The organism is Chryseobacterium lactis (assembly GCF_003815875.1).
Classification (GTDB): Bacteria; Bacteroidota; Bacteroidia; order Flavobacteriales; family Weeksellaceae; genus Chryseobacterium; species Chryseobacterium lactis.
In genome coordinates, this window is sequence record NZ_CP033924.1 from 4,229,893 (window position 1) to 4,248,292 (window position 18,400).

Annotated in this window: 16 protein-coding genes; all 16 read right to left on the reverse strand. The window is 35.5% G+C overall.

Annotation, left to right across the window (positions count from 1 at the left end; genetic code table 11):
• Positions 1–59: 59 nt before the first annotated feature.
• The 16 genes from EG342_RS18790 to EG342_RS18865 all read right to left on the reverse strand — a co-directional run bounded on the left by EG342_RS18790 (position 60) and on the right by EG342_RS18865 (position 18,267).
• Positions 60–2,222, reverse strand: coding sequence for a M12 family metallo-peptidase (locus EG342_RS18790; RefSeq protein ID WP_246008661.1), 2,163 nt, complete (start codon positions 2,220–2,222; stop codon positions 60–62).
• Between the two features lie 168 nt (positions 2,223–2,390).
• Entirely contained in the window at positions 2,391–3,881 is a 1,491-nt protein-coding gene (locus EG342_RS18795; protein WP_103292277.1) for an MFS transporter, read from the reverse strand.
• 106 nt (positions 3,882–3,987) lie between these two features.
• Positions 3,988–5,166 carry an acetyl-CoA C-acyltransferase gene (locus EG342_RS18800; RefSeq protein WP_103292276.1) on the reverse strand — a complete coding sequence of 393 codons (1,179 nt, stop codon included), beginning with the start codon at positions 5,164–5,166 and terminating at the stop codon, positions 3,988–3,990.
• Positions 5,167–5,223: 57 nt separating this feature from the next.
• Positions 5,224–5,634: a hypothetical protein gene (locus tag EG342_RS18805; protein ID WP_103292275.1), complete on the reverse strand. Its 411-nt coding sequence runs from the start codon at positions 5,632–5,634 to the stop codon at positions 5,224–5,226.
• Between the two features lie 2 nt (positions 5,635–5,636).
• Positions 5,637–6,041, reverse strand: coding sequence for a hypothetical protein (locus EG342_RS18810; protein ID WP_103292274.1), 405 nt, complete (start codon positions 6,039–6,041; stop codon positions 5,637–5,639).
• A 295-nt stretch (positions 6,042–6,336) separates the two neighbouring features.
• Complete coding sequence (locus EG342_RS18815; RefSeq protein ID WP_103292273.1) at positions 6,337–7,719, reverse strand: nucleoside permease; 1,383 nt, start codon at positions 7,717–7,719, stop codon at positions 6,337–6,339.
• Between the two features lie 21 nt (positions 7,720–7,740).
• The gene (locus tag EG342_RS18820; protein WP_103292272.1) at positions 7,741–8,340 is read right to left on the reverse strand and encodes a bifunctional nuclease family protein; all 600 of its coding nucleotides are present in this window, start codon (positions 8,338–8,340) and stop codon (positions 7,741–7,743) included.
• A 177-nt stretch (positions 8,341–8,517) separates the two neighbouring features.
• Positions 8,518–9,465: an electron transfer flavoprotein subunit alpha/FixB family protein gene (locus tag EG342_RS18825; RefSeq protein WP_103292271.1), complete on the reverse strand. Its 948-nt coding sequence runs from the start codon at positions 9,463–9,465 to the stop codon at positions 8,518–8,520.
• A 122-nt stretch (positions 9,466–9,587) separates the two neighbouring features.
• Positions 9,588–10,334, reverse strand: a complete 747-nt coding sequence (locus EG342_RS18830; RefSeq protein WP_103292270.1) for an electron transfer flavoprotein subunit beta/FixA family protein — start codon at positions 10,332–10,334, stop codon at positions 9,588–9,590.
• 197 nt (positions 10,335–10,531) lie between these two features.
• Positions 10,532–11,239: an SDR family oxidoreductase gene (locus EG342_RS18835; protein WP_103292269.1), complete on the reverse strand. Its 708-nt coding sequence runs from the start codon at positions 11,237–11,239 to the stop codon at positions 10,532–10,534.
• 75 nt (positions 11,240–11,314) lie between these two features.
• Complete coding sequence (locus EG342_RS18840; RefSeq protein WP_103292268.1) at positions 11,315–12,316, reverse strand: T9SS type A sorting domain-containing protein; 1,002 nt, start codon at positions 12,314–12,316, stop codon at positions 11,315–11,317.
• A 276-nt stretch (positions 12,317–12,592) separates the two neighbouring features.
• The gene (locus EG342_RS18845) at positions 12,593–13,483 is read right to left on the reverse strand and encodes a T9SS-dependent choice-of-anchor J family protein (protein ID WP_103292267.1); all 891 of its coding nucleotides are present in this window, start codon (positions 13,481–13,483) and stop codon (positions 12,593–12,595) included.
• A gap of 279 nt (positions 13,484–13,762) precedes the next feature.
• Positions 13,763–15,475, reverse strand: a complete 1,713-nt coding sequence (locus EG342_RS18850; protein WP_103292265.1) for a T9SS type A sorting domain-containing protein — start codon at positions 15,473–15,475, stop codon at positions 13,763–13,765.
• 8 nt (positions 15,476–15,483) lie between these two features.
• The gene (locus tag EG342_RS18855; RefSeq protein WP_103292264.1) at positions 15,484–16,236 is read right to left on the reverse strand and encodes a hypothetical protein; all 753 of its coding nucleotides are present in this window, start codon (positions 16,234–16,236) and stop codon (positions 15,484–15,486) included.
• Between the two features lie 116 nt (positions 16,237–16,352).
• A complete protein-coding gene (locus tag EG342_RS18860) occupies positions 16,353–17,270 on the reverse strand; it encodes a T9SS type A sorting domain-containing protein (protein ID WP_103292263.1) in 918 nt (305 codons plus the stop codon).
• A 190-nt stretch (positions 17,271–17,460) separates the two neighbouring features.
• Entirely contained in the window at positions 17,461–18,267 is an 807-nt protein-coding gene (locus EG342_RS18865) for a T9SS-dependent choice-of-anchor J family protein (RefSeq protein ID WP_103292262.1), read from the reverse strand.
• Positions 18,268–18,400 lie beyond the last annotated feature (133 nt).

Consider the following 18,400-nt stretch of genomic DNA (forward strand, 5'->3'; position numbering starts at 1 on the left):
GATTTGCAATGTAAAAAAGCCTGAAAATTCAGGCTTTTTGTTATTTATATATACGTGATTTATTGTTTGATCAACTTTTTATTTACAGTCTGTTTTACCGTTTCTATTGTGATTACATAGTTTCCTGTCTGAATAGATGAGAGGTTAACTTCATGTTGAGTCCCTTTTAGAGAAGAAGCTGAAATAACCAGCCTTCCGGATTCATCATAAATTTTATAAGCCTTCAGTGCTTCTTTGGAAGTGATAACAATAGCATTTTTCGCAGGATTCGGGTAGATACCTACTGAATTATTTTTTGCAGTAAGATCTTCTACTCCTAAAACGCCACAAGAGAAATTTACCTTCCAGCCATTATCGGTAACTCCTCCATCTGAAACAAATTTCACAGTTATTGCTCCTGAAGGGTCTGTAGATGTGAAAGGGCCAGGAATCGTATTCCCCGTCAAATTATTTCCATTGGTAAATAATGGTGAGGCAGTAGAAGTTCCATTGTAAACATACATATAATCGTAATCTTGCTCAAGAGCAAATTCGGTAAAGGTCATTGTCAATGAGGAACCAGAAGTTGGATAAAACGTTTTTACAAGATCTTCATTATCTGCATACTTTCCGGTTGGACCTCCTGTATCTGTAAATTGAACTCCATCACACCACGCGCCATCTGTCAAAAACATTTTTGATATTTGGTAGGCATTAGGTCCGCTGCAATCACTTCCCACATTAAGTTTGTAATATGTTGCCGGCTGAAGATTTGTAAAGTTAATTGCTTGTGTATTTACATTTCCAGTAGACACTACTGTTCCATCCATTCTGGTAAGTCTATGTTTCCAGGATGTTGACGTTGCATCTGTGAAAGCTGCATTTGCCGAAGTTTGTGTAATATTTGCAATATTCAGGTTGGTAACTGAAAGAGGACATGATGTTGTACAATTGGTCCCAAGACACCCTTTTGAATCGATCGTATTCCTGATCTGTGCTCCCGGCTGTACGCCAAATCCATTGGCAAAATTAATCCCAACACTAGAAACCAAATGACAATAACTCATAATAGTACCGCCTCCGGCTGGTGGAAGCGCCGCATTACATCCTTCATTGTTTCCTGATGCAGGTCCACATCCGTCAATAGCGGTATTATTCCCATTCCAGAAACAAGCATGTGTATGTGGAGAGCCTAAATTATGACCAAGTTCATGCGTCATTGCTTCTATATTCCAGGAATAAGTCGGAACATTCTGATAGGTAAAATTCACACCACAATAAGAGTATCTTGAATTAGTACAAACTCCATTTACGTAAGCTATACTTGTTGTAGCAGGATTTCTTAATAATTGTGCCAAATCACCATTAAAAGTAGTTCTTGTCGTTTTGTACTGGTTAAGGATTGCGCTTGGCGATCCTGAATAAGGATCAGTAGTCGTCCAAACAAAGACTCCACTTAGAGCTACTTTAATATTATCATTGGCATATAATGTTGAAACATTATTATGCATGGCAGTAACCCAATTAGTAGTAGTGGTTGTATCACTTCCATTTTGAGTATAAGGTCCATACCCTGCTTCGTAAAAGATTCTGACGCAATTATCCGTTTTCTTATCATTTACATGATCAGGATTAAAAGCGATCTTTTGGGATGAAACCTCTTTCAAGTCATCTGTTCCGCAAACAAATGGGTTGGAACCTGTTAATTTGGCATCTGAATAGCTGACAAAGTCATCAGAATTTTTAACTTTCCCTACAACAATATTTCCCATTCCCAAGGCAGAAGAGACTCCTACAATGTCATTATCAAAAAAGCTAAAAGCAACAATAGAGGTATTATCTCCTTTTATAATTCCCTGGTAATAAACTCCCGGGGTATATTGTACTGTATTCCCTTTTTCAGTAACTACTTTAAAATCGTTGGTGAAAATCTGGTTTTTGTACATTTCAACGGTGATAGATTGTCCACCGGCGTATGGAAAAGTAATTTCAATAAATTCAGGTTTTTCACTGACAAGCTTTTTTAATTCGGCAGACTTTAAGGAAATAACAGTAATATCTGTTGCTGCCTTTTTGTATTCGGCAAGTTTATCAGCAGAATTATTTATTTCAAACAAATCATAGCTTTTGAATGTTACTTTCGTGTTATGATATTCTGAAATTTTTTCAGCAACCGGTTTTAATTTCTGTGAAAAACTAAAAGCAAAGCATTGCAGTATGCAAAATAGTAGAACTTTTTTCATTATTTTGATTTTTTTAATGTTTACAAATTAACAAAAAAAATCAAACAATAGTGAAAAATTACTATCATTTTTTAATATTTTAAAACAAATAGCAATAAATAAGCTCAAATCACCAAAAAGATGATTGGATGAAAATAAAAAAAGACGTTAAAAATAACGTCTTTCATTTTATAAAGTTTCTCTGTCCTTTCTCATTTGGACCTTTAAAAACCGAATTAATATTAATCCTGCACCAAAAAATAAGGTCATCGATAAAGCGGCAATACGCATATTATTAAAATGCTCAATCAATGTTGCAAAGATAAATGTTCCAATAATGATGGCTATCTTTTCCAACACGTCGTAGAAGCTGAAATACGTTGTATTTTCCATAGAATTTTCAGGAAGTAATTTTGAATAGGTAGATCTTGACATCGCCTGAAGTCCTCCCATTACTAATCCTACGACTGCAGCAACTCCGTAGAATTGATACTCTACTGTAGGGTTTTCCTTGTTGAGGAAGAAAGCCCAGATACAGGCAACAATCCATAATATGATCGCAATCGAAATAACGTTTTTGTTTCCGATTCTTTTGGATAGTCTGGAAAAAATCACAGCTCCGATAATGGCTTCAATCTGAATTACCAGAAGGGTTCCTATCAGTTTATCCTGAGCAAGATTGATTTCACTCTTCCCGAATAAGGTTGCCATAAGGAATATAGTCTGCATTCCTACGCTGTAAAAGAAAAAGCTGGACAAAAAGAATTTAAGATTTTTATCCTTGAATAATTCTCCGCCTACTTTAAACAGCTCATGGAAGCTTTCTTTGGCAATATCCTTATAGAAGCTCATATTGTCTTTAAAAACCTCAAAAAAGCCACCTTGTTCTGCATGCTTTTTAAAAATATTTTTATAATTCAGCAACACAAGATCTTTTGGAAGCTTGTCTTTTACATCTCCGAATTGTGGAAGATGTTTGAAAGTATATTGAGAAAAACCAAACCACCATGCACCGGTTAACAGGAAGCTTATTCTTGTAAATAGCAACTGCTGTGCTGCTCCTTTGGCAAAAACCTGGATCAATATTAAGCAGATCACAACCAGAACTACAGAACCGATATATCCATAGACATATCCTCTTGCAGAAAGAGCATCCTGTCTGTCGGGTGTTGCAATATCAGGTAGGAACGAGTTATAAAACACAAGACTTCCCCAGAATCCGACACTCGCAGTAATACTGAATAAGAGACCTAAAAATACATTATGCATTCCGGTAAACATTGCAAGCCCCATACATGAAGTTGCTCCCAGGTAGCAGAAGAACTGCAGGAAGGATTTTTTATTTCCAATAGTGTCAGCTAAAGAAGACAGAAATGGAGATAACAATACTACAATAAAGAATGATATCGTTAAAGAATATCCATACACCGCATCCGGCTGATATCCTTCACCAAAGATTTTGATGGTATGCCTTACCGGAACATCAATCCATTTTTTTGTTTCCGCTATATATTCTTTTTTCTCATACGCTGTGGTGAGGATAGAATAGTAAATAGGAAAAATTGTAGAAGTAATAACCAAGGAGTAAACAGAATTGGCCCAGTCGTATACTGCCCAGGCTTTCATAATCTTCGGGTTATTTTTTATGTTTTTAGGCTGTCGATTCTCAGTTTCAGACATTTCAAATAAATATTAGTAGCACAAAAATAGAAAAACCATTAAGAAATGGATAAGTTTTTGAAAAAATTATCTATTCCTTAATGGTAATATGTTATAAAACAATATATTACATATTTTCAATTACGATTGCAGAGGCACCTCCACCACCGTTGCAGATTGCTGCAGCTCCGTATTTTGCATTATTTTGCTTCAATACATTGATCAGTGTAACAATAATTCTTGAACCTGAACTTCCCAGTGGGTGTCCTAATGCTACTGCTCCTCCGTTTACATTTACTTTGGAAGCATCTAATCCTAAAATTTTATTATTAGCTAATCCTACTACAGAGAAAGCTTCATTAAACTCGAAGAAATCGATATCTGCAATTTCTAAACCTGCTTTTTTAAGAGCAATTGGTAATGCTTTCGCAGGTGCTGTTGTAAAGTTTTCAGGCTCTTGTGCCGCATCAGCATAAGAAACGATTTTTGCCAATGGTTTTAATCCTAATTCTTCCATTTTTTCTTTGGAAACAAGGATCAAAGCAGAAGCTCCATCATTTAAAGTAGAAGCATTAGCTGCTGTTACCGTACCTTCTTCTTTTTTGAAAACTGTAGGAAGAGTTCTGATTCTGTCGAAGTTTACTGCTTTGTATTCTTCATCTTCTGCAAAAACTACAGGATCTCCTTTTCTCTGAGGAATAGAAACCGGTACTATTTCTTCTTTAAATCTCCCTTCACTCCAGGCGTTTGCTGATCTTTTGTAAGATTCTATTGCGAAATTATCCTGATCTTCTCTTGTAATGTTATAATCAACAGCACATTTCTCGGCGCACACGCCCATATGCACTTTGTTGTACACGTCTGTAAGGCCATCCAGAACCATACCGTCCTGCATTTTGATATCCCCTAATTTTGTAGCAACTCTTGCATTATAATAGTGAGGAACTAAAGACATATTCTCCATACCTCCAGCAACGATTACTTCAGCATCTCCGGCTTTGATAGCCTGTGCAGCCATTGTTACAGCCTTCATCCCTGAAGCACACACTTTATTTACGGTAGTAGATGGAGTATTGTTTGAAAGACCTGCTCCTAAAGCTACCTGACGAGCCGGAGCTTGTCCTTCTCCTGCCTGCAGGACATTTCCCATATAAATTTCCTGAACATTATTCGGGTCAAGACCAATCTTATCTAATGCTCCTTTTACTGCAACAGCCCCTAATTTGGTAGCCGGAACTGTTGACAAGCTTCCCATAAAACTTCCCATAGGAGTTCTTACTGCGGAAACAATGAATACTTCTTTCATGTATCTAATTTTTATTTTTAGCTGAAATGAAACCAGGTTCCATTTTTGATTTTAAATTTATTTTACTTTCGCATAGATTACGACAAACTGTGCGTTATCTATTTTAGTTTGAATTTTCAGGAAATTATCCTGAGTTTCCATTACTTTATTGCTGAAAACATCACCTACCTGAGCAGGATCTTTTTTATCAGATTTCTCCATAACAATTGCTTTGTAATTGCAATCATCCACAAAAACCAGCGTCGACTTTATAAAGTCTTTTCCGTTGTTGAAATATTCAGTCTGAATATTATCTTTAATGGTCATATACCAGATTGATTCCGGATAGTTGGCTCGTAAAAACTTACCTTCTTTGATATTGGCACATTTGGCCGGATTATCCGGTTTTTTCTGTTCTTTAGTCTGAGCTTGGGCTTGTGAAGCCGTTAGCAGCAATATTCCTGCTGAAAATATTTTCAAGAAATTCATATCTATATCTGTGTGCGTTTATCGGTTTTTTCACTGCTTCCTGCAAAAATCATCAGAAAAGCTCCTAGAAATTCTATGATCCAGCCCCACTTTAGTTTAACTACTCCTGCAAAGGTTTCTCTCCAGGATTTAAAAGGTAAAAAGCTGAAATATTGCAACGATTGCATTTTCACAGCTACTAAAGTGAAAGCAAATAAAAGGATAAGTAAAACTCCAAAAGTTTTTACAACCTTCGCATTGTTATTTACAATTCCAAAAACGGCAAATGCTGCTAAAATCCAGCATGCAATAGCTAAATAGTGATCCAGTTTCCAGTAGTTCCAGTTCCCGATAATAGGAACGTGTACGAGAGGTAAAAAACTACCTATAACCACTAATAATAATCCTAATAATTGAATATTTTTCATATTTACTAAAGTGCCAAAATACAAAAAAAAACACAGTTTTAAACCATCTGATTTTCAAACCAATATTTTCCTACCTAACACTCATTAGTCACAATAAAATAGTATTAATTTTAATTATTTGTTAACAATACACATTCTCTATTGATTAATTTAAAATTAAAATCATTGCTTATAATTAGTTTTCTAGCCCATTTTTATTTTCCGGAAGCCAACCTCAACACTGACAATACTTTAAACAAAAAAAATTGCACTTTAACTAAAAGTGCAATTTTATATTCTATTATTATTGTTTGAATTAGTGGCTTACTGAAGATACATCTTCCGGCTTATGTTTATGCCTGAATAGTACAGCAAAAAATATAGCAAGAACTAACGAGTAGATTGCAAAAGAAAGCCATATCTGGTGCCAATCTTTTACCATAACAACTGAAGAAAGGGTTCCATCAGAATTTACTACGGTATTGAAACTGGATTTTAAAATCTCCAGGAAAGTAGGATTATCTGAAGTAGTATCTAAATAAGTAGATAAGTCTGATGCGGTTGTAAACTTGTGCGTAAAGAATTTATCAATAGCCCAGCCAGCAATATAGCTTCCGAAAACAGCTCCGAAACCATTGGTCATCATCATAAATAACCCTTGTGCTGATGAACGGATCTTTCTATCTGTGGTTGTTTCTACGAAAAGAGAACCTGAAATATTAAAGAAATCGAAAGCCATTCCGTAAACGATACAGGAAAGGATGATCAGAGATAATCCGAATCCGTCCGGAACACCGTAAGCAAAGAATCCGAATCTTAAAACCCATGCCAGCATAGACATCAACATTACCTTTTTGATTCCGAATTTTTTCAGGAAAAAAGGTATTGCCAAAATAAATAAGGTTTCTGAAACCTGAGAAATTGACATAATAATGGTAGATCTTTGTACTACAAATGAGTCTGCATATTTCGGGAAATGGGCAAATTCACTTAAGAAAACATCTCCATATGCATTGGTAAGCTGAAGTGCAGCTCCCAGAAGCATTGAAAACAAAAAGAACAATGCCATTTTATAGTTTCCAAAAAGCTTGAATGCATTTAAGCCTAATTGTTCTGATAACGGTGAACTTTTATCAATTAACTTTTGAGGTGGACATTTCGGTAAAGTAAGTGCATATATTCCCAGACATATGGCAACGGCTCCTCCGATATAAAATTGTCCTTCCGTAGCTTTGTTTCCACTAAGATTGGTAATCCACATCGCTACAATAAAACCAATGGTTCCCCATACACGAATCGGCGGGAAGTCTTTTACCACATCAAAATTATTGTTTTTCAAAATCGTATAGGAAATTGAATTAGCCAAAGCAATCGTCGGCATGTAAAAACACATGGCAACCAGCATCACTGAAAAGAAGGAATTCGGATCTGCAGAATGTGGCAATATGAAAAGAATAATTCCATAAAGGATATGTAATACTGAAAAGATTCGCTCGGCATTTATCCAACGGTCAGCGATAATTCCAGTAATGGTTGGCATAAAAATAGAAGCAATTCCCATGGTTCCGAAAACAGCTCCAAACTGTGTTCCTTCCCAATGTTTTGTGCCAAACCAGAAGTTTGCCATCGTAATCAGCCATGCTCCCCAGACAAAAAACTGGAGAAAACTGAGGATGGTCAGTCGTAATTTTAAATTCATAGTTTATATAAAATATCTCTTTTAGTCAATTTTCTTTTTACGCCTCTTAATTTCTTCCTGAATTTCAAGGGCGGTATCGTAATCTTCTTCTTTAACGGCGTCATCCAGTAATTTCTGAAGCTCTTCCATAGAAAGCGATTTCAGATTATCTTCCGACTGTACCGTTTCTGAAAAACCTTGTTCTTCTTTTGAAACGTCTTCGAGTTCTAATAGAATTCCTGCTTCATTTAAAACTTGCTGTGTGGTAAAGATAGGTGCATCAAATCTTACGGCCATCGCAACAGCATCAGAAGTTCTTGCGTCAAGGATAAGCTCCTCTTCGTTAGCTTTATTTTTGAAGTTGATATTTGAAAAGAAAACGCCGTCTACAATTTGGTAAATGATAACAGAAACCAATTCATAATTGGCAGAAACTATAAATTTTGTGAATAGGTCATGAGTAAGCGGACGCGGTGGATGGATATCTTTTTCCAATCCAAGAGAGATAGATTGAGCTTCGAAATTTCCTATAACAACAGGTAATTTTATGTGTGTCTCTTCATGCTCCAGTAACAATGCGTATGCCCCTGATTGAGTCTGGCTATACGATATTCCGCGAATAATTAGCTGCTTATAATCCATAATTGCAAATATAGATTAATTTTTTGTTGTGATTTTACTTTTTTACACAAAAATAAAAGCCCGGAAAGCCGAGCTTTTATGATGTTATTTATGATCAGGTTAGTCGTTAATTTTGCGTCGCAGGTTAATTTTAAAAAAATTAAAAAGCTGGCGAGTTGACGATTCACCGTTCAATTTTTATCCTTTTAATGCTTTGATTTTCTCTGTTAATGCAGGGATAATCTGGAAAGCATCTCCTACTACTCCATAATCAGCAGACTTGAAGAAAGGTGCTTCAGCGTCATTATTGATTACTACGATAGTTTTTGAAGAGTTTACTCCGGCAAGGTGCTGAATTGCTCCTGAAATACCTACTGCAATATAAAGATTAGGTGAAATTGCTTTACCTGTTTGTCCTACGTGCTCAGTATGAGGTCTCCATCCGATATCGGAAACCGGCTTAGAACATGCTGTAGCAGCTCCTAAAACATTAGCTAAATCTTCAATCATTCCCCAGTTTTCAGGACCTTTCATCCCTCTACCTGCAGAAACAACGATTTCAGCTTCTTTAAGGTCTAATTTACCTGAACTTTGCTCATGAGAGATCACTTTAGTGTCTTCATTGGCTACTGAAAGATTCTTAACTTCTTCTGAACCGGATACTGCATTTTCTTTCACTCCGAAAGCATTCTGAGAAACAGTAATAATTACTCCGTTTCCTTCAGCTTTTGCGTGCATAAATCCTTTTCCTGAGAAAGCTCTTCTTTTCACCTGGAAAGGAGAAAGGCTTTCAGGAGCTTCCAAAACGTTGGTAATTAAAGAATAGTTCTTCATCACTGCCAACATGGGAGCAATAGATGAAGCATCAGTCGTGTGAGGAAAAACGATAGTGTTTCCGTCTGCCACTTCATTTACAGCCTGAGCAAATGCTTTTGCCGAGAAATTTTTAAGACCTTCGTCTTTGATATTGATAACGTTTGATGCTCCATATTTGTACAATAAATCTGAAGAATCAGTAGGGTTTACAGAGATTGCCGTAACGGTATCTCCAGCTTTGTCTGCAACAGCTTTAGCATAGGAAACTGCCTCAAAAGCTGCTTTTTTGTAAACTCCGTTTATATTTTCTGCGTATACGAATACTGCCATTTTAAAGTTGTTTAAGGTTTAATGTTCAAGATTCAAGGTTACTGAATGTATGATGTAAATGAGATAATTCCTAATTTATACAGATATTATCCTGAATCTTTTTACTTTTTAATTGGTTCTTATTAAATTACTTTAGCTTCTTCGTGAAGTAATCTTACCAATTCATCCAAATTGTCAGGAGAAACCATTTTCACAGCTGCTCTTGGCGGAACACTGTCATAAGATACTCCCTGAACTTTAACTTCTGAAGAAGAAGGCTCTACCACTTGCAAAGGCTTTGTTCTTGCAGACATAATTCCTCTCATATTCGGGATGATAAGGTCTTTCTCATCTACCAATCCTTTCTGACCTGCAATAACTGCCGGTAACTTCACAGAAATGGTTTCTTTTCCTCCTTCAATTTCTCTTACCGCAGTTGCTTCACTTCCGTTTACATCTAAACCTACAGATGCATTTACGAAAGGTTGGTTTAATAACTGAGCTACCATTCCCGGTACAGAACCTCCATTATAATCGATTGATTCTTTACCGCAAAGGATAAGATCATATCCTCCGTTTTGAGCTACAGCAGCAATTTCTTTTGCTGTAGAATAGCTATCCTTAGGATCTAAATTTACTCTTACTCCATCATTAGCACCAATAGCTAAAGCTTTTCTGATTACCGGTTCAGTAGCAGCATCCCCTACGTTGATTACTGTTACTGTAGCTCCCTGAGATTCCTGAAGTTTAACCGCTTTTGTCAATGCGAATTCGTCTAAAGGATTGATTACCCACTGAATTCCGTTCTTGTCGAAAGCAGACTTATCTGCTGTAAAGTTAATTTTGGAAGTAGTATCCGGAACACTACTAATGCAAACTAATATTTTCATATGTTGTTCTTAATTTTTTATCTGGTCATATGTAACCTTACGGTTTCATGTGTATTATTTTATTTTTCTCTTTCAGACATAAAATCACGAGAGTTTATGCTGAGATTTTGTTTGAATTAATTTTTGCTAATATAAATAAAAAATATATTATGCATGCATAATACTTAGTAAATTATTATTCAATACATTAGATGTACTTACTTGCCTGGCTGCGTTGCTCGAAACTCTATTTTACTGGGTAAAACTCTTGGATTCATCTTTAAAATATCTAATATCAGATTTCCCATATCTTCGGGCTGTATCTTCCAGCTGTCTTTCTCTGAAGGAGTATTTCCATTAAAGTAAGTTGCTACCGATCCCGGCATAATGACCGTCGATTTGATATTATATTTTCTTAAATCAATCATCGCTGCCTGGGTAAATCCTACTACGCCGAATTTTGAAGCATTGTATCCTGTTCCGTTTTCAAAGAAATTGGCTCCGGCAAGGCTTGAAATTGTAATATAATAGCCTTCAGTCTTTTTTAATTCTTCTACGGAAGCTTTTAAAGTATAGAACGCTCCTGTAAGGTTGGTTTCTATCATATCATTCCATTCTTCGGCAGTGAGTTCGTCTACAGGTTTAAAAATACCTAAACCGGCATTGGCAATTACAAAATCCAGTCTTCCGAATTTTCCGATACTATATTGTATGGCTTCCTGCTCGCTTTCCAGACTTCTTACGTCAGAAACAATTCCCAATACGTTTTCTGAATATTGTCTGAGTTCTTCTTCCGCCTTCATGACATCTTCTCTTTTTCGTCCCGAAAATGCTACTGCAATACCATTTTCCAGCAACACCTTCGCGATACCGAAACCTATCCCTTTAGTTCCTCCTGTGATATAAGCTGTTTTCATTTCTGACATAACTCAAAATTTAATTCTCTAAAATAACAAAAACGCTCCAATTGAAGCGTTTCGACAATGCTAATATTTGTCAGGTTATTTTTTGATGAATTTACTGCTTGTCTTACCCTCTTTTGTTTCAACATTGATAATGTAACTTCCCGGATTTAGGCTTTTTACATCTATTTTATTTCCGTCAAGACGTAGATCTATCTTTCTTCCACTCATATCAAAGATCTCGGCTTTGTTAATTTTTAAATCCGTTAAAATGTTCAGATAATCTGCTGTGGGATTAGGTCCAATAGCAATAATTGATGCTTTTGAAACTTTAATTTCTGATGTCCCCAATGTTGTATCATTAGATGCTTCAACACGATAATTATCAATACCAAAAGTTGTAGGTCCCGCATTAGTACTGCCAGTAGTAAATGTATTTTGTACAACATGAAAAGCAGGATCCAGCCCAGATACTGTCGTAAGTCCTGTAAAAGTCATAGGACCATAAGTTACATTTCCAATCTTATACATAACTTCTCCGGTAGTTTTATTATAAATACATCCTACATTAATCCAGGTGTTTGCAGGATATTGAGTCGTAGCCGCTGTAATAGTAAAAATATAGTAACCTGGCTGACCATTATTATTAAGCCGTGCCCCTGCTATAATTGATCTGCTTTGAGAATCATAATAAATTCCAATAATCCCGTCATAATCAGAATTTAGAATATAAACTCCTGATACATGTTGATTTGTTGCTGTTCCGGTAAAAATATCAAGTGACTCTTTTATTATATTATTACCTGCAATTCTGGTTGCCCATGGTAAACCATTATCCTTGAGAACATAACGAGTTGAAGCATCGGTCGCATCACTTCCTCCGGTCACTTGTAAATAGTTGCCGTGGGAGGCATTGCCTGCAACAATTTTGTAATCCGAAATTGTTCCACTCAATACTCTCATCCCTCCTTGTCCCACCGTAGTCATAGAGTTAGTAACATTCCCTACGGTATAAGAGTTATAATTATCAGATTCCAATACCTGTGCGGAGGTCGAAAATGCAATGACTAAAGCGGTTGCAAAAAATAGTTTTTTTCTCATAAGATTTTATTTTTCAATTTGTTTTGAAAAGATAAAAACCTTTATAAGCGATTCCAAATGAAAAATGGAAATATTAAAAAATTTCAATCAATTGGGACACATCCAATAATTTAACTTATAATCATTTAACAATAAAGCACTTAACCGTTGAAATTTTAAAGTTTAATCGGTTTGAAACTTCAACCAATGACAGTTGTTTTTTTATATTTCAACCTTATTTTTATCAAAAAAACGTCCCTCGTGGGACGTTTCTATTACATACTAAAATTCAACTGATTATTTTTTAATGAATTTACTGCTTGTCTTTCCTTCTTTGGTTTCAACATTGATGATATAGCTTCCTGGACTAAGGTTTTTTACATTTACTTTGTCATTATTCAGATCAGCAGGAATTTTTCTTCCACTTCTGTCAAAAATTTCAACATTGTTAACTTTTGCCCTAGACCTGATATTAAGAACATCAGCTACCGGATTAGGAAAAACAAAAATCGAAGAAGAGGACTTAGATACTTCAGAAGTCGCCAAAGTACCTGTTGTAGTTACTTTAAAGTCATCTACGAATAGGGCAAACTGGTCCTCTGAAACACATTGTATTGCAATATATACATTCTGCCCGGCATAAGCATCTAAATTAAAAGTTTGTTCAGCCCATTGTACAACTGCCGGTGTTACTATTGGATTTGTATTAATTTTAGTAAAGCTTGTTGTTTGTGTATCTGTTGTTGAAACGTAGACATTGAATTTTTCCAATCCGTAATCAGCATGAATGGGTTTAACCCAAAAACTCAGAGTATTTCCGGCTGACCCTAAAGTTATTTGGGGACTAATTAACCAGTCGTTATTGACCAAAGGTGCTGGATAACTGACGTTAAAACATGCCATCGCTTTATTTCCTGTTCGGGCAGCAGTCTGATCAGCAAGAGTTGCAGGAACAATTCCTCCTCTATTAAAAACAATGAACGCTTTAGGAATTCGTTGATTTGGAAAAGTGGAATTTTCTATAGTATATGAGATTTTTCCATCTAAATCTCTTAATGTCCAGTTTCCAACAGTTCCTGTTGTATAAGCAAAATCTGTGTAGTTCTCAAAACTATCTTCAAAGATGGTCGTTTGTGCATTTAATGAGCATGCTGCTAGAAAAGCACTCGAAAGTAAAATTTTCTTCATAATAAATATGTTTTTTCAATTTGTTTTAAGAAAGGTAAAACCCTTTATTCCTAATTCAAAATTTCGAGCACTAATAATGCAAAAAGCAATCAAAAAAGATAAAAAAATTCAATTACACTATATATATTCCAATAAAAACTTCTATTTAACTATTTTTTTACAGTTCAAAAAAGGTTTAATTCAACCAATCAAGATTATTTTTCACATTTTCAAGTTCTTAATTTAACAGAAAAATGCTCCAATTGGAGCATTTCAATAATAACAGATTATATGAAGTTTTTATTTTTTAATGAATTTATTGGTCGTTTTACCTTCTTTTGTTTCAATGGTAAGAATATAATTCCCTGAAGGTAAATTTCTTACATCGACCTTATCACCATCTAATTTAACATTAATCATTTTACCTGAAATATCAGTGACAGAAATATTTTTAATATCTGAAGAAGCTCTGATCTGTAAAACATCCGAAACAGGATTAGGATATATAGAAACTTTAGAAGATGCAACTTCTTTCTTGGTACGCAAATCTAAACTTACCCTAACATTTTGGTTCCTTTCTTTTTTCATCATTTTCATCACAGATGACGGACAATCTTCGATAGTTGCATAATATTTCCCATTAATACTCGTATCAGGTAGTAATGTAATACTTTGCCCCGCCTTCATAGTAATATCCTTTCCTGCATCAATAGAATAAGCAATTTCCGTCTTGATCGTATTGCTTGCCTGATAGGTATATGCGGCATTAAGCTCCTGAGAATTCAAGGTAATATCCTGTAAACATTGAGCCGAATTACTTTCATAAATCTGATTCAGCTTTGGTAAAACATGGGATGTAGATCTTCCTTGCAAATATAAGTTGTTAACATCTACATTCGCTCCGTTGAAAACATTCGGATTTATAATTTTTGCAAGATAGTCTGTATTGGTCCCGTATCCGATGTAGATATCTCCGTATTTATTTCTCTGAATATCTTCTGCTTCAAGTGCAGGACTGCTGCTATTCACCGGAAGAAGATAGTTCGGAACCGGATTGGCTGTACTTGTCATATCAAGCGCGTATGTACTGCTGTTTGAATTGTTGGCAACATACATGATTGATCCGTCTTTGTTAAACTCTGCCGACGAACTAGACTGAGGATCGAAATCAATGTCTAAAACATAATTGGGAGTAATTTTACCGGTAGCATTATCAAAAGATAAAACTCTTGTTTTTTGCCAATCCGGAACTCCGGCTCCCCAATAGGAAAGATATACAAAGTTTGAAAAATTCGGATTATTATTTAATATAGGAGAAACCTTCATATAAGCACTCCCGGAAGTATAGCTGAAATTGGTAATTGGAAATGGCATATCACTGATCACCGGATAATTTACAATCCCCTGATTTCCGACTAAATAACTGTACATCTTCTCTTTACTCGGAATCAATACCCAGAATGATTTTTTATCAGCATGCTGTACCACCCCGACATTCAACGCGGAAAATGATCTTTCATCAGGCCCAGTAAGAGGAATAGAAATATTATTGGGAAGAAATTCTCCCAAAGGATTCCCATCTGTTCCTAAAGCTCCGGCGGACATATCGATGATAGAATAATTGCTGATTCCCGGTGAATATGATCCTCCTGCATAAATGAAAGGTACAGGATCAAAAACATAATACAAGGCCGGATTAGAAGGATGTTTCAAAATAGCAAGCTGCATCCCGGCTTGTGTCCCTCCGCTTAGAATAGTTCCGCTCATCAGTTGATGCTGTCTGTTCCATACTGATTTTCCATTCGTATAAAACAACAATTTTCCATTACTATCACTTACACTTCCCACTGCGTTCCAGTCGGCACTCATATTACTATCCGTCAAAACAGTTGGAGTTGTGGGTGAGGCAAACTTAACTGCCGCATTGTTTCCAAAATACCAGTGATTGTTTTCACCTTGTGAAAATAAGAGCAAAGGAAAGCTTAACAGGGCTGTTAAACATATTTTTCTCATATCTATTCTTATTTTACGTTGAGTTTTGTACTGTTTTCCAGCTTTTCAATCCTTTTTGACTGTTCTTCCATTTTCTCCTGCTGTTGTAAAGTATACAGGGTAAGTTCTTCTATTTTTTTCAGCAAAAGAATATTCATTTCTTTTAATTCGATACCGTTTTTGATGGCTTCTTCGGTCGTTGGAACTTCCGGCAAGTGACCATTATTATTGATAAAAGACTTCAGATCCTGTAAAGGCATCAGTTGGTAATCTTTTGCAAAGACATAATCTGCCCAGCCGTTACTCGCAGCCACTTCAACTTTTACTTTTTCAGTTTTGATTCCATCTTTTACAAAAAGACGATACCCGTCACAAGTAACACAATTCACTGCATTGGTTCCCATTCCGATTCGGGAAGAAGAAGACACATAGAACGCCTTACTTTGATCTGGAACAGTTCCGTCTAAATTAAAATAGTTATGAGCAGGATGTATATAAAGACCATCTCCGCCAGCTAAACCAGCAAACGGAATATGTTCAATAGCAAAAAAGGTATCTAAATAACTTCCTCTGTTAGGCAAATGATATCCGAAATTAATTTTGCCATTTACCATTCGTAAATTTTCGAATACAGTAAGTTTATCATAAGAATCTGCTGTACCAACACTCACATTTCCAACCCTGGAAATATTACCGGAAGTATCATTATTGCCATCCCATTGTTGAGAAAATAAAGAATTTGCACACAAAAGTGCGAATAAAACTGTCGTTAATTTTTTCATGTTATTAATTTTTTTCTTGAATTATAAAAATATGTAGAATATTTTTAACTTACAATAGCTTAAAATAAAAAAACGCTCCAATCGGGAGCGTTCTGTTTAATGATAAATCATTTATTTTATTTTTTGATAAATCTCTGCGCTGATTTTCCTTCTTTTGTTTCAACATTCAAGATATAATTTCCGGTAGGAAGACTTTTTACATCAATCTTATTACCTTCTAATCTTACATTGATCATTTTACCTGAAATATCAGTGACAGACACATGTTTGATCTCTGAAGTTGCTACAATATTTAAAATATCTGAGGCCGGATTAGGATAAACTTGCAGGATTTTGTTTTTGCTCTTACCTTCTTTAACTGCCAATACCAGCTCGCCATTTACTTTAATATTATCAATAAAGGCTACGCCTGATGCATTATTATGTACAAAACGGAGCTGATCAATATTAATTGGAATAGTGGTAGTACCGGTATAGATCAGAAGATCATTAAGATAATATCTGACCTCTGTAGCGGTTCCAACTACTTTCAGTCGATACCAGATATTCGGCGACCATATTGCCGGAATAGCAACCAGAGTCTGGACACCTGACACTGTATTTAACACTTTGATCTCTCCCGTATTATCAAAGTCTACCCGAGCGACAAATTGCTCTCCTACACTATCCATTCCCTGAAAACCAAAAACAGAACCATCAAGTTGAGAAATATTGATATCAAATGAAACTGAAAAATTGGTATAAGAAAGCGGATTCGAAAGGTTATAAAAGCCTCCGATAATAGGATCAGACTGAGTTCCATAAGTGGGTTCTTTAACTATTTTCAGAGAGTTACTTCCAGCCGTGGAATAGTCTGCGCTAATAACCTGATGGGTTACATTAGCAGGGATACCCCCAGTTGGAGTACTGATCCAGGCTCCCTGGCCATTAATGTCACCCATTGTGAAACCTTCATCGTTCTCAAAAGAAATGGCTTCTTGTGCCATAGAATACACAGAAAGCAAAGAAAATGCGATTAGATAGAATTTTTTCATAGTAATTTCAAGTTTTGCTTAAAATTATAAACTTTCCTTGAATAGTGAAATAATTTATCAATAAATAAAAATAAGATATTTATTCTCAATGAACTTGATTTTTTATTGATCAAAATATCATTGCTTTAGGGAAGCCAAAGCATAAAAAAACGCTTCTGATGAAGCGTTTCTAATAGTATTGAAAATTGTTTTATTTTTTAATCACCTTTTGAGAATAACTTCCCCTATCAGTTGTCATCTTGACTACATAGGCTCCTGGTAGAAGATTTCGTATATCAATTTTATTATCATTTAATGATGTATTCATTTTTCTGCCTGAACTATCAAATACTTCTGCTTTGGTAATTTTTGATGGTGATTTTAAGTAAACATAATCTGCTGTTGGATTAGGATAAACCCCTACACCGGAAGATTTCAAGAATACTTCTGAAGTGGCCAGCTGAGGTTGCTGAGTAATCCTTACATTATCAAGATAGTAGCCAGCAGATGAATTAACACGATTAAGACCAAAAGTCCTAAAATAAACCTTAATATCTTGTCCAGCATATTCTGATAGATCAATACTTTGAGATAAAGCAATTCTTTCCTGTGAAATTGTTTCTTCGAAAACCGGTGTTTCTGAACCGGTAAATGTATTTCCAGCTGGCAATACATAAACAGCATAACGTTGCTCAGCTCCTAATGCACCAATCAGGAATGTCAGCAAGTATGAATTTCCTGATGAAAGAGTTATCACAGGAGTTACCAAGCTTTGATCGTCAGTGGTATTATATTTTCCCACACTAGCTATTTTTCCTGAGAACCCCATAGCATTAGTTCCCAATGATCCAGGTTGACAATACCACTTCCAAAGAGTATCATTAAGGCTATTATTATTCCAGCCGGAAGGTAAGCTATAATCTGGTGTACTATCAAATGTTTCTTCAAAAATAGTGGTTTGCGCATTAAACTGTAATGCTGCGCTCAGCAGTAGCGTCGAAAATAATGTTTTCTTCATAAGATTAAAATTTTATTGTGTTTAATTTAAGCCTCCAAAATAAACACATCACAATAAAAAACAAACTTCAATCAAATAAAAATCATAAAACAACCAAAAAAACCTAATAAATACTTAAAAAAGGGAAATATTT